The 24,945-nt window shown below is 43.8% G+C and carries 15 protein-coding genes, 2 rRNA genes and 1 pseudogene; 12 read left to right on the top strand and 6 right to left on the bottom strand.

Features of this window, described 5'->3' with window-relative positions; all coding sequences use genetic code 11:
* The first annotated feature begins 19 nt into the window (after positions 1-19).
* A complete protein-coding gene (gene gshAB, locus MKY52_RS05275; protein WP_341050230.1) occupies positions 20-2,350 on the top strand; it encodes a bifunctional glutamate--cysteine ligase GshA/glutathione synthetase GshB in 2,331 nt (776 codons plus the stop codon).
* Positions 2,351-2,431: 81 nt separating this feature from the next.
* On the opposite strand, the gene MKY52_RS05270 is transcribed toward gshAB, so the two are convergent.
* Positions 2,432-2,875: a hypothetical protein gene (locus tag MKY52_RS05270; RefSeq protein WP_341050229.1), complete on the bottom strand. Its 444-nt coding sequence runs from the start codon at positions 2,873-2,875 to the stop codon at positions 2,432-2,434.
* A gap of 156 nt (positions 2,876-3,031) precedes the next feature.
* Between MKY52_RS05270 and MKY52_RS05265 the strand changes: the two are divergent.
* The 4 genes and pseudogenes from MKY52_RS05265 to MKY52_RS05250 all read left to right on the top strand — a co-directional run bounded on the left by MKY52_RS05265 (position 3,032) and on the right by MKY52_RS05250 (position 6,850).
* Positions 3,032-4,316 (top strand): annotated as a pseudogene (locus tag MKY52_RS05265) (glycoside hydrolase family 5 protein).
* 10 nt (positions 4,317-4,326) lie between these two features.
* Positions 4,327-4,974: a response regulator transcription factor gene (locus MKY52_RS05260; RefSeq protein ID WP_042184967.1), complete on the top strand. Its 648-nt coding sequence runs from the start codon at positions 4,327-4,329 to the stop codon at positions 4,972-4,974.
* Positions 4,958-6,352, top strand: coding sequence for a sensor histidine kinase (locus MKY52_RS05255; RefSeq protein ID WP_341050226.1), 1,395 nt, complete (start codon positions 4,958-4,960; stop codon positions 6,350-6,352). Before MKY52_RS05260 ends, MKY52_RS05255 begins: the two co-directional genes overlap by 17 nt.
* 255 nt (positions 6,353-6,607) lie before the next feature.
* Positions 6,608-6,850 (top strand): hypothetical protein, encoded by a 243-nt coding sequence (locus MKY52_RS05250; protein ID WP_341050225.1) that lies wholly within the window; start codon positions 6,608-6,610, stop codon positions 6,848-6,850.
* Positions 6,851-7,358: 508 nt separating this feature from the next.
* Here the strand turns inward: MKY52_RS05250 and MKY52_RS05245 are convergent.
* The 3 genes from MKY52_RS05245 to MKY52_RS05235 are packed head-to-tail and all read right to left on the bottom strand — an operon-like array spanning position 7,359 to position 10,392.
* Complete coding sequence (locus tag MKY52_RS05245; RefSeq protein ID WP_341050223.1) at positions 7,359-8,498, bottom strand: DHHW family protein; 1,140 nt, start codon at positions 8,496-8,498, stop codon at positions 7,359-7,361.
* A gap of 13 nt (positions 8,499-8,511) precedes the next feature.
* Positions 8,512-9,897 carry an MBOAT family O-acyltransferase gene (locus tag MKY52_RS05240; RefSeq protein ID WP_341050221.1) on the bottom strand — a complete coding sequence of 462 codons (1,386 nt, stop codon included), beginning with the start codon at positions 9,895-9,897 and terminating at the stop codon, positions 8,512-8,514.
* A gap of 6 nt (positions 9,898-9,903) precedes the next feature.
* The gene (locus MKY52_RS05235; RefSeq protein ID WP_042184975.1) at positions 9,904-10,392 is read right to left on the bottom strand and encodes a DUF4358 domain-containing protein; all 489 of its coding nucleotides are present in this window, start codon (positions 10,390-10,392) and stop codon (positions 9,904-9,906) included.
* 227 nt (positions 10,393-10,619) lie between these two features.
* Here MKY52_RS05235 and MKY52_RS05230 point away from each other — a divergent pair, with 227 nt between their 5' ends.
* Both MKY52_RS05230 and MKY52_RS05225 read left to right on the top strand, forming a co-directional pair.
* Positions 10,620-11,060, top strand: coding sequence for a HEAT repeat domain-containing protein (locus MKY52_RS05230; protein ID WP_042184977.1), 441 nt, complete (start codon positions 10,620-10,622; stop codon positions 11,058-11,060).
* Positions 11,061-11,071: 11 nt separating this feature from the next.
* Positions 11,072-11,650, top strand: a complete 579-nt coding sequence (locus MKY52_RS05225) for an SMI1/KNR4 family protein (protein ID WP_149647967.1) — start codon at positions 11,072-11,074, stop codon at positions 11,648-11,650.
* Positions 11,651-11,730: 80 nt separating this feature from the next.
* Here MKY52_RS05225 and mbcS read toward each other — a convergent pair whose 3' ends face one another.
* Positions 11,731-13,326 carry an acyl-CoA synthetase MbcS gene (gene mbcS, locus MKY52_RS05220; protein ID WP_339248425.1) on the bottom strand — a complete coding sequence of 532 codons (1,596 nt, stop codon included), beginning with the start codon at positions 13,324-13,326 and terminating at the stop codon, positions 11,731-11,733.
* Between the two features lie 164 nt (positions 13,327-13,490).
* On the opposite strand from mbcS, the gene MKY52_RS05215 reads away from it, so the two are divergent.
* On the top strand, positions 13,491-14,012 hold the full coding sequence (locus MKY52_RS05215; protein ID WP_076300319.1) for a GNAT family N-acetyltransferase: 522 nt from the start codon (positions 13,491-13,493) through the stop codon (positions 14,010-14,012).
* Positions 14,013-14,199: 187 nt separating this feature from the next.
* On the top strand, positions 14,200-14,904 hold the full coding sequence (locus MKY52_RS05210) for a hypothetical protein (RefSeq protein WP_076287050.1): 705 nt from the start codon (positions 14,200-14,202) through the stop codon (positions 14,902-14,904).
* A gap of 113 nt (positions 14,905-15,017) precedes the next feature.
* Here MKY52_RS05210 and MKY52_RS05205 read toward each other — a convergent pair whose 3' ends face one another.
* A complete protein-coding gene (locus MKY52_RS05205; protein WP_052404154.1) occupies positions 15,018-15,143 on the bottom strand; it encodes a DUF4023 domain-containing protein in 126 nt (41 codons plus the stop codon).
* 167 nt (positions 15,144-15,310) lie between these two features.
* On the opposite strand from MKY52_RS05205, the gene MKY52_RS05200 reads away from it, so the two are divergent.
* From MKY52_RS05200 to MKY52_RS05190, 3 genes are all read left to right on the top strand, one after another.
* A complete protein-coding gene (locus MKY52_RS05200) occupies positions 15,311-19,639 on the top strand; it encodes an S-layer homology domain-containing protein (protein ID WP_341050219.1) in 4,329 nt (1,442 codons plus the stop codon).
* Positions 19,640-20,154: 515 nt separating this feature from the next.
* Positions 20,155-21,712: ribosomal RNA gene (locus tag MKY52_RS05195) — 16S ribosomal RNA — on the top strand.
* 258 nt (positions 21,713-21,970) lie between these two features.
* Positions 21,971-24,897 (top strand): 23S ribosomal RNA (locus MKY52_RS05190).
* Together the 16S and 23S rRNA genes form the textbook arrangement of a ribosomal RNA operon.
* The last annotated feature ends 48 nt before the right edge of the window (positions 24,898-24,945 follow it).

Genomic DNA, 24,945 nt, shown 5'->3' with positions numbered 1-24,945 from the left:
GCAAAGGATGAGCGTAGGAATGGCTTTATTAAATCGTAAACTCATACAGCTTTTAAAGGATAACCATTTGAATAAGGAGATTTTTCACGGAGAATTTGGACTGGAAAAAGAAAATGTCAGAGTGGATCCAGAGGGAAGACTTGCGCTGACACCACATCCAAAAGCCTTTGGAAACAAGCTGGAGAACCCCTATATTCAAACGGATTTCTCAGAGAGTCAGGTTGAAATGGTGACACCCTCTTTTGATTCTATTGAAGAGACTTATAACTTTCTGGAGGCGCTGCAGGATATTGTGTCGCTAGAGCTTAATGAAGAATATCTGTGGCCGAGTAGTAATCCTCCCATGCTGCCGAATGATAAGGACATTCCCATTGCCAAAATGGGTAATCCGGTAGAGGACGAGTATAGACATCAGCTAGCCGATAAGTATGGTCGTAAAAGACAATTGCTGAGTGGGATCCATTATAATTTCTCTTTTGATGAACAATTTCTAAAAAAACTTCATGATATCGCTGATCCACAAGAGCGTTTTAAAGATTTCAAAGATGCTACCTATTTAAAAATAGCCCGCAACCTATTGCGATACCGCTGGCTTCTAATCTATTTAACAGGTGCTAGTCCTGTTTTTGATAAGACTTATATGGAGCAATGTGTGGCACGTGGTGAATCGGATGATGATAAAAGCTTCTATTATCTGAATATGAATTCACTGCGAAATAGCGAATGCGGGTATCGGAATGAAAAGCCTCTCTATGTATCTTTTGACTCGCTTACCGAATATGTACATGATTTACAAGCGTTGATTGAATCGGAAGAATTATTAAGTGTAAAAGAGTTCTATAGCCCGGTTAGAGTGAAGACGGCAAGAGGTAAACATCCGTTAGAGGAGCTGCTGCAGGATGGGATTGCCTATTTGGAGCTTCGTTTTATTGATCTCAATCCACTCTATAAAATAGGAATTAGCAAAGAATCAATGACTTTCATTCATCTGTTTATCCTGTATATGCTATTAAAAGAGGATGAACCGTTCGGAGTAGAGGATCAGAAGATGGCGAATCTTAATCATGATCAATTGATCATGGAGGGGATCAAAGGCTGTTTGCATGATTACGGAGATTCTTGCGGGACAATGGAACAGAAGGCTTTAATTTGTATGCAAGAAATGCAGGATATGATTCAGCTATTGAACCCAGAGGATAAACAGCTCTCGAACGTTCTGAACGGAGCTAAGGATAAGATTCTAAATCCAGATCAGAGCTTTGCAGGGATTGTGAAGTCGGAAGTTCAACAATCCTCTTTTATTAAATATCATCTGAATAAAGCCAAACAATATGCTAAGGAAAGTCTTGCGAATGGATACCGATTTGTAGGATATGAGGATTTGGAGCTATCTACACAGCTTCTACTGAAGGTAGCAGTTAAACGTGGGATTAAGTTCCAATTGCTTGATCGGGAAGAGAACTTCGTTGTACTTACGAAAGGCGATCATAAAGAATACGTTAAGCAGGCTACGAAGACATCCCTGGATTCTTACAGCACGGTACTAATTATGGAGAATAAAATTGTTACGAAGGAAGTTCTCAAACAACAAGGCATTCGTGTTCCTTCAGGTGAGGCATTTGGAGATCTGGAAGCGGCAATGAATGCATATGGCACTTATCGTAATAAGCGAATAGTGATCAAACCCAAATCAACCAACTTTGGACTCGGCATTACTATTTTTACAGATGATTTCTCCAAAGAAGATTATCAAAAAGCCTTCGAAATCGCCTTCGAGCATGATCGAACAGTGCTGCTTGAGGAATTTATGACGGGGAAAGAATATCGTTTTCTAGTCATGGGTGATGAAGTAGTCGGAGTATTGCACCGGGTTCCGGCGAATGTGGTCGGTGATGGTGTACATACGATTGAAGAGCTGGTCCACGAAAAGAATAAGGATCCGCTAAGAGGTCGTGGCTACAAAACTCCGCTTGAGAAGATTCGGATTGGCAAAGCAGAAGAGATGTTTTTGAAGAATCACACTATGACTTGGAACGATATCCCTTCATTAAATGAGATCATCTACCTGCGGGAGAATTCGAATATTAGTACCGGTGGAGATAGCTTAGACTTTACTGATGAGATTCCGGACAGCTATAAAGATCTAGCCATTCAATCAGCTAAAGCTGCAGGAGCCACTATTTGTGGAGTAGACATGATGATTGATGATATTAGGGAAGAGGCGAAGGGTACCAATTACAGCATTATTGAGATCAATTTTAATCCAGCGATTCATATCCACTGTTATCCTTTTAAAGGCAAGAACCGCCAAGCGGATGAACGAATTTTGAATCTATTGTTTGGAGAATGAACAGAAGCTCAACCAGTACTTTTGGTTGAGCTTCTGCTTTTAAACGAGACAATTCGCTCATCCACCCGCTGCATATTAATGCTAGAAGTTACCTGCTGCTGCAATGCCGCTAAAGTTTCTGGCTTGGACATTATTAAAGGGATCTGTTGCAGCAGCATTAGTGAAGATCTCCGCCGTGTACTGAATTTGACCTGCTGCGACCGCTGCTGGTGGTGGAACATCTACTGCTGTAAAACCGAAAGCCTCGTTTTCTCTGCTGATTGCAACACCAAATGTTGTGGTGAAAATGATGCTTCCGTTTCTACGAACATTAACAGTATTAGTGTTGAAAAGAGGATTGTTTTCTACTTTTAGAAATCCTGTCAAAAGTATGCGGACATTGCCTTGATTTTCAGCCGATACGCCTGCGGTCTGAATACCAATATCCCCAAAAACAAGGGGAGTCGCTGCTAGTGGAATAACTGCTGGTGTAGCATCGGAAGCAGCTTGGTTGGAAAGTCTTAAATCTACAAACTGAATTGTCATATTATACTCACCTCCTAGAAATAGAATATGAGAGAGGATGGTTCGACTCTTGGATTCGCATGAAATTCATCAGCTACCTACTTGTACGGCTTGATTTCAACCCCTTGTGACACTCTTGTAACAGAGATTCGCTACGATAGGCTACGAGGTGAGAAAATGAAGAATTCTAAAGCTTTTATCGTGTTGACCTTATTGTTGGTTGTCGGATGCAGTTCGGTACCACCGCAAGCCAATCCAGAACTGAAGAAAGAAGAGAAGAAGGAAGAAATGAAAGAAAGGAATGAGAAGTTAGCCTTCTGGGATGGCCAGAAAAAAGGAACCAATTTCATGAATTCAAAATCTTTACCGGAAAACTATGATGCTGCCAAAGAGCAGAATATTGAATTCATTCGTTTGGCACCAGATAAATGGGCAAAAGACAGTGACTATTTATTTAATGACAAACCGGATGCGAACCCGGATAAAGATTTTCTAATAGGGAATGCAGATAAGTATGAAGGGATTGTTGAGGAGGATTTTGCCGAGTTAAAAGCGGACTTAGATGCAGCCGAAGCTCGGGGCTCCAAAGTGGTGCTGACCGTCCTCAGTCTCCCCGGAGATCGCTGGAGACAGTTCAATAATTACAAAAATGATGATCGGATATGGAAAGATTTCAGTTATCATGAACAAGCGGCAGTGTTTTGGAGAGATCTAGCAAGCCGGTTGAAAGATCATCCTGCGGTAATCGGTTATAACCTGATAAATGAGCCACATCCAGAGACCGCCACGGGATTTAATGACTTCTGGACACAGGACTACAGCGAATGGTATAGCTCAGTAGAGAATACCCCTGCGGATTTGAATCTTTTATATGAGACGATAGTGACCGCTATTCGTACCGTAGATACCAAGACGCCAATTATCGTAAATTCTGGGCTGTATGCTACACCTTGGGCTTTTAAATATTTAAAACCGATCGATGATGAGAATGTGTTGTATGCTTTTCATATGTACGAGCCTTACGAGTTAACCAGTCAAAATAAGAAAAAAGGGTTAACCTATGAATATCCTGGAACGGTAAAGGTCGGGGATAATAAAACGGAAAAAGCTTTTAACAAGGAAGCCTTAAAGGAATTTCTGGAACCTGTTGCGCAGTGGGCAAAGGAACATAACATCCCCGCAAATCGGATTGTTGCAGAAGAGTTTGGAACGAATCGACTAGTAAAAGGTGCAGATCAATACATGGCTGATTTAATTTCGATTTTTGATGATTTCGGCTGGCACTGGGCGTTTTATGCTTTCCGCGAGGATACTTGGGACGGTATGGATTATGAATTGGGAAGTAAGCCCCCAACCTGGGAATATTGGCAAGCGATAGAGAAAGGCGCAACAGCCTCCTCGAAAAGTAGTCGATAGCCCGATATGGGAAGTATTGAAGAAAGGACTTGAAGGAAAGGAGTAAATGATGCTACTTGAACATTCTAATTGCCGATGATGAGAAACACATGACCACTATATTGAAGACTTATTTCGAAAAAGAGGGCTATAACGTTTGGGTAGCAGCGGATGGGGAGGAGGCGCTGGAGCTCTTTTTTTCGAATAAGATCGATCTAGTGGTACTGGATTGGATGATGCCTAAGCGAAGCGGGATTGAGGTGTGCAATGAAATCAAGCAGGTTAGTTTAGCTAAGGTGGTCATGTTGACCGCTCGATCTTCCCATGACGATGAATTTAGCGCATTAGATATCGGTGCAGATGAATATATAAGAAAACCATTCGATCCACGGATCTTAATGCTGAGAATCAAAAAAATGCTGGGTACCGAAAAAGTAGCTGCTATACGGGACTTAGAAATTGATTTTGAGCGAAAAAAAGTGTTCAAGAATGGGGAGGAGCTGTCCCTATATAAAAAAGAGTTTGAACTGCTAACCTTCCTATATGAGAATAAAGGCCGGATTTTGTCCAGAGATTCTTTGTTATCTTCCGTTTGGGGGATGGATTATCTTGGTGAAGAGAGAACCGTGGATACACATATCAAAAGATTACGCGATAAGATTGGGGCTGACCACGTAATCACACACAGGGGAATGGGGTACAGCTTCCATGATAAAAATCAATAAAATAAGCACGAAATTATTGATTATGGTAAGTATTATTCTGCTGATTGTGTTTGGGACGTCCTATTCATTGCACAATTTTTTCTCGTCCGATTATTACCTTTACAAAATGAAAACCAAAATTAACGACATTTATGACGAAGTAAAGGATCTCAGTCTGGATCATCTCATGGAGAAAGAAACAGCGATCGAGAACAATAACAATGTAACGATAGTTAGGGTTGAGAACAACGGTAGCGCAACAATAATCAACGAGAATATTCAATTTGCGTTGTATAAAGATAAAGTGGCACTTAATAAATTCTGGATTACGGAAAAAGTATTGGAAAAGGTAAACGAAGGAAAAACGGTGAATCTATTATTTAATCAGGGGAAATTGAAGTCCAGTCTATTAACGAAAATATACGAGCAGGATGGCAGTCTAATCCTCATCGGCACTGTGGTTGTGCATAATACAGATGCTTTAAACATCGTAAACCAATTCAGCTTCTATTCTATTCTTTTGGGGATTATTATCAGCTTGCTGTTAGTGGCTTTTTTTTCGAGGAAAATCATTACTCCGTTAGAGCAATTGCAGGATGTAGCGAAGGATATCTCCAATCTTGATTTTAAACAAGTGACGATTAAGTCGGGGGATGAAATCGAAGAATTATCAAAGAGCATTAACCAGATGAGTCAGCGTTTGAAAAGCGCCCATGCAGAGCTGGAAAAGAAAAATCAAAGCTTAAACACACTGATCTCAAGCATTTCACACGAGGTAAAAACACCGTTATCCTTAATCCAAGCGTATACCATTGGCATTCAAGATGATTTGGATGATGGTACGTATACGGATATCATTTTGGAACAGGTGAAGTATACGTCTGATATGGTGGATTACTTAATTAAGCTGTCCAAGATTCAAAAGACCGAAGTGTATAAAAAAAAATTCGATCTTAAAGAGCTTCTGCTCAAAGTGATCTCACAATATAACATTACGCTTAAAAATAAAAACCTGACGTTACAGACCGAATTCCATTCGGTTGAACGATCCATCGTTGAAGAGGATATTAGCCAGATAGAAATTGTATTCAACAACTTAATTAGTAATGCCATTAAATATGGGGAAGAGAATGTCTTTGGAATCTCATTAGCGAATGATATCCAAGGCACTTTGAAATTCACCATTACTAATAAAACCACGCGCCTAAAAGAGAAGCATCTAGCGTATATCTGGGACCCGTTCTATGTCATCGAGGAGTCTCGGAATAAAGAAATCTCCGGAACTGGACTTGGTCTGTCTATTGTCGCGGAGATTCTAGCTAAGAATGATCTCAAATATGAAGCCGCATTAGAGGATTCGTATATTAGTTTTAGTGTTTGGTTTGATGTTGAAGATTAATGTTGGAGTTAAAACAGAACTCAAGACCTTAGGGAATCCTGATGCCAACACTGGCACAATAAGGATACAAGCTGTATTGAAGCAAGGCGAAGAAACATTGACAATTGATGCTAAGAAGCAGGATTGACTTCAGACCGAGCAAGGCAGATTATAGATCGTGTATCTTGGGCAATATCCCAACAGAACAATTCCCGGCAAGGTTGAAATTTGGATGAGCAAATGAATTATCACATATCCTTAAAAGGAGGGGGTTCAATGGCGAAATTACAATGTAAATGTGGTGAAGCACTTTCAAACTCAAATGCACCCAATGACGTTGAATTAAGGGTCTATACAGATAGAGAATGGGACAAAATTATAAATTTAGGAGATTCAATTGACCCAGTTACAATACCTTTTCCCCGATATGATGTATGGAGATGCATTGATTGCGAAAGGATTTATGTATTTGATGGTGATACAGTAATAAGGACATACGTGTTAGAAGATGGCAATTAATTTATTGTTTGGTGGGGCTACCCATTGTTAAATGAACAAATCATTCAACCAATAACACAAATAACACAAATAACACAAATAACCCATGTAATTACCCTTATTAAGATTTTCTTATTCTGTTTGTACGCACATCAAGTGCTTTAGTTTTATAACTAAAATAACGCTATTATGGGGTACATTTTTAATCTTGTGGTTTAATCGGTGTTTTTGGATCTTGATATTTAAGCCCTCAATATGGTGAAAAGTAACGGAGGGAATTTTGGAACTGTAGGAGCGGAGCGTTCGCCTGAAAGCTTTCCGAAGGAAAGCTCGCATCGGAAGCATATGCTTTGTCTCCGGATGTTATCCGCTGATAGCGGTAAAATCAAAAACATCTGGAGACAACAGCGACCGAAAGTCCAAACTTCCCGCAGTTACGCCCCGTCACCATATACATCGCCCCATCACCATATTCATCACACAATCACTATATTCTTTACCAGCCATCACCATATTCATCGCCCTACCATCAATTCAGCTTCAATATCGAAGCATTATCAACAAAAGTAGCTGTATTAAACAGCATCAATACATCCTTGATATCATTCTGAGCCATGTACTCGCTGATACTCCCGTTATAATAACGGATATCGATCACGTGGATTTCCGGTACATGCTGAGTCAAAAAAGGGATGACACTATGCGCATAGGAGTCCTTGATGACGAGCAACTTCTCCTGTTTGACCACTTTAGGATCAAGCTGGCTTGTGATTTTCATGAGGGCATGAACGCCCCCTAGAAAATAAGAGTACTTATCTTTTTTCTCCAAATAGCTTGAATCATACATACTTGTTAAAGTCTCACTTGTATCTACAATATGCATCTTGGTGGATACATCATGAACAGGCTTATACACTTGAATGGAATCTGGTGCCACCCCAATGAATTGACTCCGCGTATGGTAGCTTCCAAGGAACGAATCGCTTACCGTCTCAATCTCGAATTCGCTCTGGGACAGAGGTTGCCATCCCATACTTTTAGCATAAGCTACGTAAGCCAAATAAGCGCCGTAGGTTGTCCAGTGATGATCGGTTCGATAATAAATGGGCTCTGCGGCATGCGGAGCAAGAACATCAAATCCATTTATAAAAGTCAGGCTATCCCCTACATCCTCAGCAATCGTTTGATTCACCTCGGCTTGCGAATATACGGGTGCTAACCAGGGAAGACGCTCGTTGTACAAGCCTACCGATGTCGGCGCAAGCAGAAAGGTCGTTTTGGCTTCAGCATTTTTATCGGCAAAACGCTTCACAGCCGCTGTATATTGCTGAAACTTATTGTGATCAGGTGCCTCGAATTTTTCGAATAAGTAGCCGTCTTTCCCCTTATATATTCCGTTATTTTCTTGCTGCAACCTCATTTGCTCCATCGCCGATTTCACCCATACCCATTTGGCGCGAAAAGGGAAGTGATCGGTTACGAAGCTTTCCGCCTCTTCCGCATAGGTGTGGGATAATAAATTGTCCCATGTCAGATGGGGAGCGCTTTGTAAATATCGGTTCTCTAGCTCAGAGAAACGTTGAACAGGCAGTAAGAAAAAGGTTATACCCACCAGAAACAGCGTCGCGACAAATCCTACCACTAGTATTCGATCCGTTCTCTGCTTCATAAACAATCACCCCCTAGAATCGGAAATATAAGAATGGGTTAAAGGTAGCATCCACTAAGTAAGCGACAGATAGGAAGAATAGCACGCCATACCAAACCAGAGAAGGAATCGTTTCAGCATCCATACGCTTGGAGAGTTTCAAAGGTACAGATGCTAATATGAGTACCAAAAGTAGAATCGCGTTTGTGTAAGTGAAGTATAAAGTTGTGTTATTCCACAATGGCTGGCCATTAAAACCGAGCATCGCTTGCAAGTAACTCAGCACCAACGGAAGTTCTTCAAAGGCGAACAAGACCCATCCGATAAGAATAAGTACAATGGCATAGAGATGCCTAACCCAGCGCGGTAGGCGGCTCAGTAGCTTTAATCCCCACCATTTTTCAAAGATAAGAATAACCCCAAAGTATAATCCCCAGAGTAGAAAATTCCAGCTTGCTCCGTGCCAGATTCCCGTCAACAGCCAGACGATGAGGATATTGCGCACCTGAATGCCTAAACCCCGGCGGTTGCCTCCAAGCGGGATATATACGTAGTCACGAAACCAACTGCTAAGGGAAATATGCCATCTCCGCCAGAAGTCGGTAATGCTCTGTGAAATATAAGGTTTGTTGAAGTTCTCGTTAAAGCGGAAGCCGAACATAAGACCGAGGCCAATCGCCATATCCGAATATCCACTGAAATCAAAATAGATCTGAAAAGCAAATGCAATAATGCCAATCCAAGCGGTTAAAGCAGGCATGGAATCTAGATTGGAGCTGGAGATGGTGTGCCAGAGCAAACCGATGTTATTGGCAAGCAGCACTTTTTTGGCTAGTCCGATAATGAATCTCCGTACACCCTCTGCGAACATGGGGATATCCACCGAACGCGCTCGTAATTGCTCTGCAATGGTGTTGTATTGAACGATAGGACCGGCTACTAATTGCGGGAACAAGGCTACAAACGTACCAAAATCAATCCAATTTCGCTGTGCTTTAGCAGTTCCTCTGTATACGTCAATGATGTACGACATGGATTGAAAGGTATAGAACGAAATCCCAATAGGTAGTGGTAAATCAGTTAATGGGATATGAGTACCGAGGAGTTCGTTTACATTTTGGATGAGAAAATCTGCATATTTGAAATACGACAATAAGCCCAGGTTAATAACCATAGAGCTAACCACAATCCACTTGCGCTGTACCTTAGTTAGCTTCGGTCTACTAAGAAGTAGACCAAAGCCGTAATCCGTAATGGTGGACAGCAACATAATTACAATGTAGACTGGTTCGCCCCAAGCATAAAACACCAGACTGCTTAAGAACAATATGAGGTTTTTGATTCGCCAAGGCGAAACATAGTAGAGTGCAAGGACAGCCGGCAGGAACAGGAATAGGAACAGTAGGCTGCTGAATACCATCGCTAATTATTTTTTAGTAAACAAGGTATCAAATTCAGTCACCAGCTGATCAGCACTCTCCGAAATCACAAATAAGATGTAATTGCCTTTTGTGACCAGCTTATAATTTTGGGCGTTCTCATACTGATCCGGAAGATATTGTTCGAATTGCTTTTGAATATCAGTCGCACGCTCTTTGACGGCGGTTTCGACAGTAGAGATATCTTTTGCATCTTTAACTTTTAAAATGGCAATTTCGTTACTTTTCACATTCATCATTGGCATTCTAATGCTATAATCTTCAAGTAATGATGGAGCTAGATGGTACAGCTGAGCCACCATATCTTCTTCAACTTCCATTAATGAAGGCTGTTCCACTTTTGCGAGCATCTCGTCGATCATTTCTTTCGGCGTCAGATTGGTTTCGACAACGGCTTCATTGTTACTACTGGAACAGGCGCTAAGCATTACACTTAATACAATAGTTAACGCTAGAATGAAGGTATGTTTTTTCAATTAGGTCACTCTCCTTGGTGTGTTTGATCTACGTTTCTCTAGTTAACTAACGTAAAGAGTCTATAGAATGTTGCGGGACACTTTCTTTCGAATACTTTACCCCAATTTTGTGGAAATATGTTTGAAGGAAAAGGTCATGCAAAGATCTTCCTCTCTTAGCTTGCGCAATGGTTGGTTATACTGTTAATGTTAGATAGATAGTTTTGAATAGAAGGGGATTGAACGGAATGATCGAAGAACTGAACAATAATGGACTACCGGAGAATTACGAGGAATTAAAGAAAGCTGCCAACCGCTCTGCGGATTGGAGAGCCCGTCTAGAAGCTGTTGAAGAACTGGGACAGACTAACCACAAACAAATTATCGATATCCTGACGCGTTTAATGGAGAGCGATCCTGTATATACAGTTCAAGAAGCGGCTTACCTTAAACTGAAGGCATTCGGCGAAGATGTTAAAGCACCGTCCAAGAATAAACCGGAGCTAGTAAAAGGCGTATCCAAAATACTCCTGAGAATCAAGAAGAGCTTGCCAAGAGATCATTCGTACGAAGATTTCAAAGAGAAGCTGAAGAAGATGAGAATCGACGTGTACGATATTTACGAAGGCGAAAAGGGCGCTGACTTTGACGCTTGGCTGATGAAGATGTGGAATTCCTCGAACAAGTAAAGGATGACAACATGCAAACTAACAAATTGACAGAACAATTTCAAGAATATCTTAAGCTTTCCGCTGACTTACGTCCTGACTATATTGCCAGCTTAGGTAAGGGTGATAATGAAGCGAAGATTACGGCGATTTTTCCGGAAGCCCCTGAACTGCTGAAGGCCATTTATAACACAGTTTCGGGTACAAGCAGTGAGGAAGAAGAACCAAGTCTGATCGAATTTATTCCAGGATATCGTCTAATTCATATTAATGAATATGAAGCAGAGATGAAGATTTTAGCTGGAATATTGGAGGAAAAAGGCCATCAAGTGGATGGAGTTATCTTGCCGATCTTAACGAACTACGGTAGCGACTTCATTTGTTACTATAAATCTGCAGATGGTGTGGAACGTGTATGTGACCTGCTGCATGATTTTGGGGATCTGATTGTCATGTATGAATCACCTGAAAAGTTCCTGGAGACTTTATGTGAGTTCTACAAGCAGGAGGTTTATTTCCTGGATGAAGAGGGTTACCTCGATTGCGATTTAGTAAAAGAGGGCGAAGTAGGCGCGGCTCTAAACCCGGATGCGAAATATTGGTCCGAGTAACAAGCCGATACCCTATAAAGAAGAGCAGCAGTCCTATTACGGACTAGCTGCTCTTTGTTTATTAAATATCTACTGTTATGTTACTCCTGCGCAGCACGTTTCTCCTGCTCGCGAAGCTCTACTCTCCGTATTTTTCCGGAGGTCGTCTTCGGAAGATCTTGAATGAACTCGATTTTGCGTGGATATTTATAAGGAGCGGTCCATTCTTTAACATGGGATTGCAGCTCCTTCACAAGCTCTGGAGAAGCGGCGGTCTCATCTTTTAGTACAATAAAAGCTTTAACGATGTGTCCGCGGATTTCATCCGGACTTGCAACGACCGCACATTCCTTAACCGCAGCATGTTTCATAAGGGCTTCTTCTACTTCGAAAGGACCTATGGTGTAGCCCGAACTAATGATAATGTCATCTCCACGGCCCTCGAACCAGAAATAGCCCTCTTCATCTTTCCGTGCCCGGTCACCAGTTATGAAGAACTCGCCGTGAGTAGAGCTTTCTTTTCTGCCAGGGTCTTTGTAATAGGTATGGAATAACGCTGGCATGCTTAAGTGCACTGCGATATCTCCAACAACTCCAGCAGGTAACGGAATGCCGTCCTCATCTACCACTTCAATTAGACCCGGAGCAATAGACTTACCCATAGAACCTATTCGGATAGGTGTATCTTTGAGAGTACCGATAATAAGCGTACTTTCTGTTTGACCGTAACCATCACGAATCGTGATATTGAATTCACGCTGGAAGGTGTTGATAACCTCTTGATTCAAAGGCTCTCCAGCAGAAACCGCGCAGCGAAGGTGGGACAAGTCATACTGATTGAGATTTTCTAATTTGGCCATCAAGCGATATTCGGTTGGCGTACAGCATAATACCTCGATGTTGTGATCTTGTAGTAGCTGCAAATATTTTTTGGGATGAAAAGATCCACTATATACAAAGCCGGTCGCCCCGTTGCCAAGGACGGTTAGGAAGGGGCTCCAGATCCACTTCTGCCAGCCCGGTGCTGCTGTTGCCCAAACGGTGTCAGTTTCTTTGATATCGAGCCATTGAGGCGATGTGATACGTAAGTGAGCATAACCCCAGCCATGACTGTGAACGACTGCTTTAGGGTTGCCAGTTGTTCCAGAGGTATATGCCAAGATCGCCATATCGTCGCGGTGGCTTTCGACTGCTGTGAATTTATCTGGCTGATCAATCATTAGGCCTTCCAGATCTAGCCATCCATGACCGAGCTCGTCAGGGTCGCCGGATACGGAAAGACGGTAATCCAGAGCAGGCAGATCGTCCGAGATTTTATTAACTTCATCAGTGACCTCGGACCAGGCAATAACAGCTCTGGCTTCGGAATGCCGCAGACGATAAGATAAATCCTTTGCGCGAAGCATTTCTGATGAAGGGATAATGGCAAGTCCTAGCTTCAGACATGCTAAATAGATGACATAAGCGATGATTCGACGGGGAACCATTACAAGAACACGATCCCCTTGCTGAAGGCCGAGTGCTGCGAGCCCTCCGGCAAGCTGGTTAGCTTGCTTGCGAAGATCTCCGTAAGTGATCTCCTCGTAGTCTCCTTGTTCATTCAACCACTTAAGCGCAATCTTTTCCGGAGCATGACGTTCCATTTCCGAAGTGAGATTGTAGTACTCAGGTGCGATCCACTGCTGATTATCCAATATGAACCTCTCCTATATAAAACAAGATGTGTATAACTGTTATGCTTAGTATAGCACGTTATCCTAGTACCAGGTACTAGTACCTTGATGCTTAAATTTGATATCATAGGGTTCAGAAGGTTAAGATAACTTGTGTAAATATAAATGCAGAAAGTGAGAACTATGTTATGAATCACACAACTTTTGATGAAATATTCGCTATTATGGAAGCCTCTTTTCCTACCTCCGAGATCAGAACCTATGAGGGACAACAGGAGTTATTGGATGTTCCACATTACAGATTGATTACCGAAGTGAATGCTGAGGGGAAAATCATTGCTTTTATAGCTTGCTGGGAGTTTCCAGGATTTCGATTTGTAGAACATATTGCCGTGGACCCAAGTATAAGAGGTGGGGGAATTGGTAAAAAGCTGATGGAAGAATATATCCGTCAGTCGGGCAAGCCTGTGCTTCTTGAAGTAGAGCCGCCACTGGGTGAAATGGAACAACGGAGAATTGGCTTTTATGAGCGACTGGGCTTCCATTTGAATCCTTATGCGTATGTGCAGCCCCCTCTGCGTGAGGGAAATGCGGATTTACCGCTTCAAATCATGACTTACCCTAACCCTGTCGATGTAGAAGAATTCAATCTTTATAGAGAAATTTTATATACAGAAGTGTATAAGGTTACAACGCCGTATCAAAGTTAATCTAACAGCAATCCGTACGATCCTTTTTAGGACAAGCGGGTTGCTGTTTTTATTTTTTTTGAATTAATGATATTTTGATTTTTTTAATTACAAAATGGGTACAAGTAAGAAACAACTTAGAGACATAATCTTATTTTGTTTGAGCTAAAGTAAGAACAAAGATTGAACTTTCAAGGAGGGCTTACTTATGAAAAACAAAAAAATAATTATAGCAACAATGGTGTTTGGGATGGTAGTCACAGGATCAGCCGGTGTGTACGCAGGGACTAAACTTCAGAAAATTACGGCATATCTCAATCACAGCATTGGATTTAAGGTGAATGGCACGGCTTATACGCCAGTTGATAATAAAGGAAATGCACTGGCACCAATTACGTATAACAATACAACCTATCTTCCTGTACGTGCGATTGCTGATGTGATGAAGGTGCCTGTGACCTTTGATGCGGTGAACAATCAGGTTATTCTTGGTACAGGAGGCTCGGTGACTGACACTATTTCTCTGACTCCTGTACAATACAGCAACACTCAGAAACAAGAGATTGTTAAAGCCTTCGCCAATTTCCAAGGTTTTGAAACAGCCTATGCACCTACTCAAATGGTGAGTGGAGACGCATTTCAAAAAGTAGTGGGTTCAGATGATGGTGTGAACTTTCTGTTTAAGCAGATGAAGGTGAACATTTCTCCTCGTGATTACGCTTACGAATATAAAGGTGAAACCGTAAAGCTCTCTAACGGAACCGAAGCTAAATGGTATAGTCCATCCACCGATTCGTTGTTCTTGACCTATAAACTGGATGATCGTTTTGTTACTATTAGTTCCCCGAATAAAACACTGAGTAAGACGCAATTAGAAAAAGTAGCAGTAAATGTAGTGAAATGGACGAAATAAGCCCTCATTAGCACTTATCTTTGTGCCTAAAAAAGTAAAGCAGCAAGTCTCCCGTAGTTGAAGAGGCTTGCTGCTTTTTTTGTCGTGTTTGGGAGCCAATGATTTAAACGCTTTTACTTACTGTGCTGTTTATTTGGCAGCTTTTGACTTGGTGTACTTTTACCGTGATTTTCTTTATTCTTTTCAGCTTTCTTTTGGGTGTCGTGTACTTTTTCTACAAAAGCATGAGTATCGTCCATGTTTATCCTCCTTGATTGGCAACCTTGCCGTTACTGTAACCACTTTTGTAAGAATACATACACGATGTACTTTACAAACTTCTATGTTTATAAAGACATTGCGAAAATATTTAATAGTTACTATAAATGGATGCAAGCATTTCATAGAACAGTAAGGGAGACTGATTATGAACAGGTTATTTAAACAAGCTGTATCCATGACCTTAGCTTTCGTTATGGTACTGGGAATTACATTCACAGGAATACCAGCTTATGCTGAAGACAGCAATGGGGATGCTGGACTACTGCAATTACAATCGTTAGAGCCTGTTACATTATTGGCAGGGAATTCTACGTGGAAGTATCTAGATCACGGAACAGATCAAGGGACGGTATGGCGGTCCGTGTACGATGATTCAACATGGGCGTCTGGCCAAGCGCCGCTTGGTTATAAAGATAGTGGATCCGGAGTCAGCAGCAAGCAATTTGGTGCTCTGAATACAAATATAAGCTACGGTTCTAATAAGAGTATGAAATATCGTACTTCTTACTTCCGTACAATCGTAACGGTGAATAAGGAAGAGATTGCGAAATCAGATAAAATCTTGGGTAACTTCGCATTTGATGACGGAGCTGTACTATATTTGAACGGCAAAGAAATCTACCGTGAGGCTATGCCAGCGGGCGAAATTAATTTTCAAACAAAAAGTTCAACTAACTTAAGTGATCCAAACGAATATACCAAGGTAGACCTTACCGAAGTAGTAAAGGCTAACTTGAAGGATGGGAGTAATGAGCTTTCAGCTGAGGTGCATCAGTCGAGTGATGGTAGCTCTGACCTCTATTGGGATATGAACCTGATTGCTTATCCGGTAGTAGAGCCTGTAGAACCTGGAGTTGGTAAGCCTGAGTCTATCGCACTTACTTTTAACGGAAACCCTCAGACTAGTATGGGATTCAACTGGTATGCACCTGAGAGTGTGACGGGTACCAAGCTTGAAGTATTAGAAGCTTCTAAATTAGTGGACGGTCAGTTCCCGGTAGGTGCTCAAACTTACGAAGGAACATCGGTTACAACAAGCGTGTATATGACCAAAGCGGATAAGTCAGCCAAGAAACCAGTAGTACTGACTAGTCATAAGGTCATTGCTGATCACCTGCAGCCGGGAACGGAGTATGCTTACCGTGCTGGGGATGGACAAGCTGACAATTGGAGTGACATCGGAACGTTTACAACAGAAAGCTCCAGTAATCAGGCATTTAAGTTCTTATATACAACGGACTCTCAAGGAACAACTGAAGGTGATTTTGATATTTGGAATCATACCCTTCAAGAAGGATTGGCTAAATTCCCGACAAGCGAATTCATTCTGAATTCCGGTGATTTGGTAGACAACGGTGATATTGAGGAGCAATGGGGATGGTTCTTCAATAAACCAAAGGATATTCTAGCAAATATTCCATTGGTTCCACTGGTAGGTAATCATGAAAGTAAGAGTTATAGCAATTACACAACTCATTTTAATTTACCTAATGTCTCGAATACGGGCGCAAAACCAGATGGCTCTGTATATTCTTTTGACTACGGTTCAGCACACTTTATGGTTATTAATACAGAATATTATGGTGCTAGCTCGAGTCTTGAGAATAACGAAATTTACAAAAAACAAGTAGAGTGGCTGCGCAGTGAAGCCGCGAAAAGCGATCAGAAGTGGAAGGTTGTGCTTTTGCATAAATCACCTTATTCAGTTGCCAGTCACACAAATGATACAGATGTACTCTATTACAGAGCTAATTTGACAAAGGTATTTGATGAGCTTGGTATTGACATGGTTATCGGAGGACATGACCACACCTATACTAGAAGCTATCAAATGTACAACAATCAGCCGTTGACGGATATTAAGCCGGACAAAAACGGAGTGGTAACTGATCCTAAGGGTACGTTATACCTGATTACAAATGCAGCGGGTAATAAAAAATATAATGTTGGCGCAGGTCCGTTTCCTTTTGCAGCTAAATACGAGCAGCCTGGTAAGGAAATGTTCACAGGAATGACTGTAACGAATAATGAATTTTCATACGAAGCCTACACCACGACAACTGGTGGATCTACTGACTTGTATGATAAATACAGCATTCATAAGTCTGACGTAGCTGTAAAACCTGTGCAAAATGCAAAAGCTACTGTAGCAGATGGCGGTAAAATCACGTTAACTTGGGATGCGCCTGCATCCGGTGCACCGGTATCAGGATATCGCATTTATGAGCAAAATGATCTGATATCTGCAAACTGGACTCTCAGTGTTCCTAATACGGAAGGTCAAACTTCTTATAGTTACACTGTAGAAAATACTAATCCGAACCAAACCTATCAATTTGTTATCAAAGCGGTAAGTGACAGAACCAATTCAGAAGCTAAAATTGCTTCTACCGATTCTATCAAAAAAGTTACAGTTACCTTTAACGGCGACCCAGTGAGTGCAAAAGGATTCACTTGGTACACAGCGTTGAAATCTTCAGGAAGCGACCTGCAGGTTGTAGAGAACACGGGCGTTACTCCAGACTTTAGAAAAGCTGCTGAGTTTACAGGACGTTCAGCTGTTTCCAGAAATTCAAAGGATGAATTAGTTCATAAAGCTGAAGCTTCTGGCCTTAAAGCTGATACGAAATACTACTTCCGTGTAGGTGATAAAGCACTGGGATTGTGGAGTGCAGTGGGAACTTTCGAAACAGCTGCTAAGACAGGTGCATTTACTTTCATCGATCTGGCGGACACACAAGCTAAGACCGAAGATGAGGCTATTCTTTCTGGAGAAACGATGGCAAAAGCACTTACGACATTCCCGAATGCTGAGTTTGTGGCGATTAACGGAGATATCGTAGATACTGGAACCAATGAATCACAATGGAATTGGTTGCTTGGCCATTCGCAGGAAACCTTGCTCAATACGACTATTGTTCCAGTTGCGGGGAACCATGAGGATAAAGCGAATGCCTTCTATGAGCACTACAATATTAAGGAAGCTGCAGGCTCACCAACAGAAACAGGAGCATACTATTCCTATGATTACAGCAATGCGCACTTTGTAGTCTTGAACACGAATGAGAATTCGGATGAATATGCTAACTTCAGCAAAGCACAGTTGGATTGGATGAAGACCGATGTAAAAGCAGCGAAGGCTGCTGGAGCGAAGTGGATTATCGTCGCTATGCATAAAGGACCATACACAACCTCTAACCACGCTACTGACAAAGATATTATGGGCGCTAATGGAGAAAGAGCGAAAGTCGCTCCAATGATGGCTGAACTGGGCATTGACTTGGTTCTTCAAGGCCACGACCATATTTATGCACGGACGAAGCCAATCAAGGCTGACGGAACTGCAGCAGACACAGTGAAAATCAAGGAAAGCTTCAATGGTCAAACGGTAGAGTACACAGTAAACCCAGATGGAACAATCTATCTGATTCCAGCTACGGCAGGAGCGAAGGTTTACTATAAGAACATGAAGAAAGAATTGGGAGATGCTTACTATAATCTCTTTGAAGTAGCCAATGAGAATACAGCAGCTAAATACGGAGCGGACCCAAGTGATGCTACGCGTCCAAAACGCGGTCAAGTTCAGACCTTTGTTGGTATCACTGTAGATGCAGGGAAGCTGACAGCTGTATCTTATGAGATTGATCAGAATGTTAATGAGGCTAAACCATATGTTCTTGAAGAGTTCGGTATTGTTAAGGGCGATGAGAATGGTGGAGTTACACCAACACCAACACCAACACCAACACCAACACCAACACCAACACCAACAACAGAGCCAACAACAGCACCAACAACAGCACCAACAACAGCACCAACAACAGCACCAACAACAGCGCCAACAACAGCGCCAACAACAAAACCGACAGCAACACCAACAGCTACACCAGCACCGACAACGGCGCCTTCACCAACTGCGACGCCAGTTAGTAAGCCATCTTTAACGGATACTAGCAATCACTGGGCGGCTGCTGTTATCGAGAAAGCAGTAGCTGCTGGCTTCGTTAGTGGTTATCCGGATGATACTTTCCGTCCGAATCAAAAAGTAAATCGGGTTGAATTTATCACAATGCTGGCACGTGCATTGCAATTGCCGGAGAATGGTGACACTTCAAGCTTTAAGGATTCTGCGAAGATTCCAGCATGGGCCAAGTCTTTTGTGGCACAGGCTGTATCTCTGCAAATTATCAGTGGCTATGATGATGGAACATTCCGTCCTACACAGGAGCTAACACGTACAGAATTAGCAGTTATGGTTGTTCGCGCTCTTGGTATTACGGTAGATCCTAAAGCGACATTAACCTTCAATGATGCTAAGGATGTACCAGCATGGGCAGTGCCGTATATTGCAGCGGCAGCGAAATCAGGCCTTGTGAATGGTGTAGGGCAGAATAAATTTGCACCTAACCAGAAGGCAACAAGAGCAGAGGCGGTTACCATAATCCTTGCATTATTAGAAAAAGGGCAGAAGTAATCTATTATCTGCGTGAAATGAACTCAAGCTTAGCTTGTATCGAACAAAGGGGTCTCAGCTTACCTGCTGGGGCTCTTTTGTGTTTATTGCTTTTTTTATAAGAGGCCATCACTTTGCCGGAAAACATCACTAAGGAAGTGGATTATTATGATGAAGAAGTAACAGAATACAAAATAATATGAATTTTAAAATAATGCTTGCAATGAATCTCTATACATGATATATTCTAAGTCCGGCCAAGAAATACACATGCCGAGCTCGAAAAAGAAGTTAAAAAAAAGAGCTTGACATTAAACGGCTGAACATGATATAGTATAAGAGTTGCTGCTGAGACATTAAACGGCGCCAACGAGAACTTGATCTTTGAAAACTGAACAACGAGTGAGTAGGAAATCACGAAAGTGAAATCCAAAACTGATGAGTTTCACAGCGTATTTTACGCTTTTGAAATTTCATCGTGAGAATTAATTTTCTCGTCAGATGTTTCAAAATGAGCATATCGCTCTTTTCAATACTAATTGGAGAGTTTGATCCTGGCTCAGGACGAACGCTGGCGGCGTGCCTAATACATGCAAGTCGAGCGGAGTTATTTTGAAAGCTTGCTTTCAAAATAACTTAGCGGCGGACGGGTGAGTAACACGTAGGCAACCTGCCCCTTAGACTGGGATAACTACCGGAAACGGTAGCTAATACCGGATAATTTCTTTTTTCTCCTGAAGAAAGAATGAAAGACGGAGCAATCTGTCACTGAGGGATGGGCCTGCGGCGCATTAGCTAGTTGGTGGGGTAACGGCCCACCAAGGCGACGATGCGTAGCCGACCTGAGAGGGTGAACGGCCACACTGGGACTGAGACACGGCCCAGACTCCTACGGGAGGCAGCAGTAGGGAATCTTCCGCAATGGACGAAAGTCTGACGGAGCAACGCCGCGTGAGTGATGAAGGTTTTCGGATCGTAAAGCTCTGTTGCCAGGGAAGAACGTCCGGTAGAGTAACTGCTATCGGAGTGACGGTACCTGAGAAGAAAGCCCCGGCTAACTACGTGCCAGCAGCCGCGGTAATACGTAGGGGGCAAGCGTTGTCCGGAATTATTGGGCGTAAAGCGCGCGCAGGCGGTCATTTAAGTCTGGTGTTTAAACCTTGGGCTCAACCTGAGGTCGCACTGGAAACTGGGTGACTTGAGTACAGAAGAGGAAAGTGGAATTCCACGTGTAGCGGTGAAATGCGTAGATATGTGGAGGAACACCAGTGGCGAAGGCGACTTTCTGGGCTGTAACTGACGCTGAGGCGCGAAAGCGTGGGGAGCAAACAGGATTAGATACCCTGGTAGTCCACGCCGTAAACGATGAGTGCTAGGTGTTAGGGGTTTCGATACCCTTGGTGCCGAAGTTAACACAGTAAGCACTCCGCCTGGGGAGTACGGTCGCAAGACTGAAACTCAAAGGAATTGACGGGGACCCGCACAAGCAGTGGAGTATGTGGTTTAATTCGAAGCAACGCGAAGAACCTTACCAGGTCTTGACATCCCTCTGAATCCACTAGAGATAGTGGCGGCCTTCGGGACAGAGGAGACAGGTGGTGCATGGTTGTCGTCAGCTCGTGTCGTGAGATGTTGGGTTAAGTCCCGCAACGAGCGCAACCCTTAACTTTAGTTGCCAGCAGGTTAAGCTGGGCACTCTAGAGTGACTGCCGGTGACAAACCGGAGGAAGGTGGGGATGACGTCAAATCATCATGCCCCTTATGACCTGGGCTACACACGTACTACAATGGCCGGTACAACGGGAAGCGAAACCGCGAGGTGAAGCCAATCCCATCAAAGCCGGTCTCAGTTCGGATTGCAGGCTGCAACTCGCCTGCATGAAGTCGGAATTGCTAGTAATCGCGGATCAGCATGCCGCGGTGAATACGTTCCCGGGTCTTGTACACACCGCCCGTCACACCACGAGAGTTTACAACACCCGAAGTCGGTGGGGTAACCCGCAAGGGAGCCAGCCGCCGAAGGTGGGGTAGATGATTGGGGTGAAGTCGTAACAAGGTAGCCGTATCGGAAGGTGCGGCTGGATCACCTCCTTTCTATGGAGAATCGTCTTCTGCAATGAAGACATTCAAATCGGAAGTTAAACTTCCAAATCTCAGGTTTAGGCCTGTTACTCACTCGTTGCTCAGTTTTGAGAGTTTAAGCTCTCAGTAAGACTTGATCCTTGAAAACTGGATACCGAAACGAATTTGCGTTTTAGAACATCTTTTAGCAACTTGTGCAAACAAGTAAATGTTATTAGTGAGATGATTCCAAGAGAGATATCGTATGATATTTTCCTGCGGAAAAATCAAGGTTAAGCTAATAAGAGCACACGGAGGATGCCTAGGCGCCAGGAGCCGACGAAGGACGTGGCGAACAACGAAACTGCCTCGGGGAGCTGTAAGCAAGCTTTGATCCGGGGGTGTCCGAATGGGGAAACCCAGCTGTGGTAATTCGCAGTTACTCATCTCTGAACACATAGGAGATGTAGAGGCAGACCAGGGGAACTGAAACATCTAAGTACCCTGAGGAAGAGAAAACAATAGTGATTCCGTCAGTAGCGGCGAGCGAACGCGGAACAGCCTAAACCTAAGAGCTTGCTCTTAGGGGTTGTGGGACGTCTCACATGGAGTTACAAAGGAATATGGTAGGTGAAGAGGTCTGGAAAGGCCCGCGATAGAGGTAAAAGCCCTGTAACCTAAACTGTGTTCTCTCCGAGACGGATCCCGAGTAGTGCGGGGCACGTGAAACCCCGTATGAATCCAGCAGGACCATCTGCTAAGGCTAAATACTACCTGGCGACCGATAGTGAAACAGTACCGTGAGGGAAAGGTGAAAAGCACCCCGGAAGGGGAGTGAAATAGAACCTGAAACCGTGTGCTTACAAAAAGTCAGAGCCCTATCTATGGGTGATGGCGTGCCTTTTGTAGAATGAACCGGCGAGTTACGTTTAACATGCAAGGTTAAGTCGAGAAGACGGAGCCGCAGCGAAAGCGAGTCTGAATAGGGCGATTGAGTATGTGGACGTAGACCCGAAACCGTGTGATCTACCCCTGTCCAGGGTGAAGGTGCGGTAACACGCACTGGAGGCCCGAACCCACGCATGTTGAAAAATGCGGGGATGAGGTGGGGGTAGCGGAGAAATTCCAATCGAACTCGGAGATAGCTGGTTCTCCCCGAAATAGCTTTAGGGCTAGCCTCGGTATAAGAGTAGTGGAGGTAGAGCACTGATTGGGTGCGGGGTCCGCAAGGATTACCAAGCTCAGTCAAACTCCGAATGCCATATACTTATTGCCGGGAGTCAGACAGTGAGTGCTAAGATCCATTGTCAAAAGGGAAACAGCCCAGACCATCAGCTAAGGTCCCCAAGTGTGTGTTAAGTGGGAAAGGATGTGGAGTTGCACAGACAACCAGGATGTTGGCTTAGAAGCAGCCACCATTGAAAGAGTGCGTAATAGCTCACTGGTCGAGTGACTCTGCGCCGAAAATGTAACGGGGCTAAACACACCACCGAAGCTATGGCTAGATACTATGTATCTGGGGTAGGGGAGCGTTGTATGTGGGTTGAAGGTGTACCGTAAGGAGCGCTGGACAGCATACAAGTGAGAATGCCGGTATGAGTAACGAAAAGATCAGTGAGAATCTGATCCGCCGAAAGCCCAAGGTTTCCTGAGGAAGGCTCGTCCGCTCAGGGTAAGTCGGGACCTAAGGCGAGGCCGAAAGGCGTAGTCGAAGGACAACAGTTTGAAATTACTGTACCACCGTAATCCGCTATGAGCGATGGGGTGACGCAGGAGGGTAGTGACGCGGACTGATGGATATGTCCGTCTAAGCAGTGAGGCTGATGTGTAGGCAAATCCGCACATCGTTAAGGCTGGGCTGTGATGGGGAGCGAAAATTACAGTAGCGAAGGTCATGATCTCACACTGCCAAGAAAAGCCTCTAGCCAGGAGAAGGTGCCCGTACCGCAAACCGACACAGGTAGGCGAGAAGAGAATTCTAAGGCGCGCGGAAGAACTCTCGTTAAGGAACTCGGCAAAATGACCCCGTAACTTCGGGAGAAGGGGTGCCCCGGTAGTGTGAATAGCACGAGGGGGCCGCAGTGAAAAGGCCCAAGCGACTGTTTAGCAAAAACACAGGTCTGTGCGAAGCCGCAAGGCGAAGTATACGGGCTGACGCCTGCCCGGTGCTGGAAGGTTAAGGGGAGTGGTTAGGGGTAACCCGAAGCTATGAACCGAAGCCCCAGTAAACGGCGGCCGTAACTATAACGGTCCTAAGGTAGCGAAATTCCTTGTCAGGTAAATTCTGACCCGCACGAATGGCGTAACGACTTGGGCGCTGTCTCAACGAGAGATCCGGTGAAATTTTAATACCTGTGAAGATGCAGGTTACCCGCGACAAGACGGAAAGACCCCATGGAGCTTTACTGCAGCTTGATATTGAATTTGGGTACGATCTGTACAGGATAGGTGGGAGCCGTAGAAATCGGAGCGCAAGCTTCGGTGGAGGCGCCGTTGGGATACCACCCTGATCGTATCTAGGTTCTAACCTAGTACCCTTACCGGGTACGGGGACCGTGTCAGGCGGGCAGTTTGACTGGGGCGGTCGCCTCTAAAGAGTAACGGAGGCGTTCCAAGGTTCCCTCAGAATGGTTGGAAATCATTCGAAGAGTGCAAAGGCATAAGGGAGCTTGACTGCGAGACCTACAAGTCGAGCAGGGACGAAAAGTCGGACTTAGTGATCCGGTGGTACCGCATGGAAGGGCCATCGCTCAACGGATAAAAGCTACCCTGGGGATAACAGGCTTATCTCCCCCAAGAGTCCACATCGACGGGGAGGTTTGGCACCTCGATGTCGGCTCATCGCATCCTGGGGCTGAAGTAGGTCCCAAGGGTTGGGCTGTTCGCCCATTAAAGCGGTACGCGAGCTGGGTTCAGAACGTCGTGAGACAGTTCGGTCCCTATCTGTCGTGGGCGCAGGAAATTTGAGAGGAGCTGTCCTTAGTACGAGAGGACCGGGATGGACGTACCGCTGGTGCACCAGTTGTTTCGCCAGAAGCATGGCTGGGTAGCTACGTACGGACGGGATAAGCGCTGAAAGCATCTAAGCGTGAAGCCCCCTCAAGATGAGATTTCCCAAATAGTAAGACCCCTTGAAGACGACGAGGTAGATAGGTTGGAGGTGGAAGTGCAGTAATGCATGGAGCTGACCAATACTAATCGGTCGAGGGCTTATCCTATACTTAAGACGCAAATTCAATTCGGATTCAGTTTTCAGGCATCAAGCC

It is taken from the genome of Paenibacillus sp. FSL P4-0184 (assembly GCF_038004625.1).
Taxonomy (GTDB): domain Bacteria; phylum Bacillota; class Bacilli; order Paenibacillales; family Paenibacillaceae; genus Paenibacillus_AQ.
This window is presented reverse-complemented; position numbering and strand designations above follow the sequence as displayed.